2 protein-coding genes are annotated in these 2,351 nt (G+C 47.6%); both read right to left on the bottom strand.

Annotated features, from left to right (window positions below; translation table 11 throughout):
• Positions 1–1,746 (bottom strand): penicillin-binding protein 2 (gene mrdA / locus ACTIE6_RS19345; protein ID WP_439558208.1); only part of this gene is annotated, 1,746 nt, incomplete at its 3' end.
• Between the two features lie 70 nt (positions 1,747–1,816).
• On the bottom strand, positions 1,817–2,351 hold a 535-nt coding region (locus ACTIE6_RS19340), incomplete at its 5' end, for an NFACT RNA binding domain-containing protein (RefSeq protein WP_439558207.1).

Genomic DNA, 2,351 nt, shown 5'->3' with positions numbered 1-2,351 from the left:
TCTTGTCAGGTATTTTTCGATTACAAGGTTGGCAATTGGTGCAGCGGCCGATCCACCAGCTCCCGCATATTCCACAAAAACCGCAATAGCGATCTTGGGATCATCTACGGGCGCAAATGCAATGAATATCGAGCTGTCGTCGCCGCGCTTGTTTTGGGAAGTACCTGTTTTTCCTGCAATGGTAATACCCTCCACGCGCGACCGGCGTGCCGTACCGCCTTCCACAGCTCCGATCATACCTTCAATGACGGGATCAAAATTGTGCGGATCTACCCCGCTCTCGTGCCTGACCAGGTACTCGGGTTTAACAAACTTTTTATCCCCGATCCCGTGAATCACATGAGGTGTATAATAATAGCCGCGATTGGCGATGATAGCTGCCACATTGGCCATTTTCAATGGAGTAATGAGCAACTCTCCTTCCCCGATACTCAAAGAATAGATATTGGAGAATTTCCAGCGATACTCGCCGTAAAACCGGTCGTAGTACTTCTTGTCAGGCAGGTTTCCCTTGTATTCACTGGGCAGGTCAATCCCGAGGCGCTGGCCGATCCCGAACTTGCTGATCGCGTCGTGCCACGCGTCCAGACCTACTGCCGATGCTTTGAAAGTATTGGATATATTATTGTTATAAATTAACCGGCGAAATACATTGTAGAAGTATGGGTTACAGGAATGCATTACCCCCAATGCCACAGTGCCGGTAGCCGGGTGATTATGGCAGCCAACCGGACAGTTTGCGTGCGTAAATCCACTTCCCGGCGTAATTACCCCTTCCTGCAAACCAATCAATGCCTGGATCAGCTTGAAAGTCGAACCCGGGCGGTAGCTCGCCATAACCGGTCTGTTGAAAAGCGGCTTGTACGGGTTTCTGGCAAGTGCCGCAAAGTTTTTGGAAAAATACCTGCTTGCCAGAATATTTGGATCGTAGGTAGGTGCAGATACCATCGAAATGATCTGTCCTGTTTTTGGGTCAATAGCCACAACACTGCCCACCTTGTTGACCATCAGACTATCGGCATATTGCTGCACTTCGAGATCAATCCCGGTATACAAATTTTCACCAGCCACCGCCATGGTATCCAGCTCCCCGTTTTTCCACGAACCTTTATAGACGCCAGCCACATTCTGCATCACAAATTTGGTCCCGCGCTTCCCGCGCAGCTCATTTTCATATATCTTCTCAATCCCGCTCTGACCAATGTAATCACTCTGGCGATAGTAAGGCTCCTCCTGCTTTTCCAGCTGCGATCTGGTGATTTCACTCACATAACCAAGTGTATTGGCAAGGGTGGGCGCAGTATAAGTCCGCAGTGAGCTTTTGGCAAATTCAAATCCGGAATAATCAACCATAACGTCCTGAATAGACGCAAAGTCTTCCTTCGAAAGCTGCCGTAGAAAAAGCGATGGTTTATTGCGGCTGTAAGCACTCGCTGCCGCCATCAAGCTGTCGAAATCCCGCCTTTCAATCCCCAAAACCTGACAAAGACGTAACGTATCTTCCACTCGCGCCTTATTGGGCGTCACCAGCAAGTCGTAAACGGGTGTGTTATATACAATAAGCTTTCCGTACCGATCGTAGATCTGGCCGCGGAAGGGAATTTCTATTACTCTCTTGATGGAATTGCTCGACGATTCAATGGAGTAACTTTCGTCGAGAACTTGTAGGTAGAAGAGCCGAAATAAGTATATTAAACCTACTAATGAGAAAAATCCAATAATTACAAATCGACGATTTTCAAGCATTCTGCACTATATATTCCGGTTCTCTATTTTCACACGAAGTTCGTCATATCATCACACATATCAAAGCCGCCTATTCGCCTTTTGCAACAACCATAATCACCGATTCCTTGTCGATTACAACAGCTCCTTCCGGCAGTCCTTTCGGTTTTCTCACGTATTTTTTCGGGGTGTATATCACCGGGCAAAGCGAGTCGTTTTTGCGTTTGGAATAGAATGCAGCCAGCTCTGCCGCGCGCTCGATCACTGGTGCCGGGAACGTTTTTCCTGATTGATTTTTAACAACCACGTGCGAGCCGGTTACGTCCTTTGCGTGCAGCCAGAGATCTTCTTTTGAAGCATATTGCTTCGTCAGCACATCATTGTTCTTCGCATTTCTGCCGACCAGGATCGTGTAGCCCATAAAGTCAATGCGTTTGAACAGCTCACTTACGGGTACTTCCGCTTTCTTGCTGTCGAGTTGATTGGCTTTGATATAAGTCCTCAAATCCCTCAACGAATCAATCGCTTCTATATTTCTCAAATGCGCATCCAACTCCCCGCGTTCTTTTTGCCTGAATGCAAGACTATCATTAAGCCGTGCGATCTCGATTTTCTCGTTTTTTGCC

Origin of the sequence: Dyadobacter sp. (genome assembly GCF_051859145.1) — a bacterium.
Taxonomy (GTDB): Bacteria; Bacteroidota; Bacteroidia; order Cytophagales; family Spirosomataceae; genus Dyadobacter.
The sequence above is the reverse complement of the archived record's forward strand: the minus strand, read 5'-3'. Positions and strand labels throughout refer to the sequence as shown.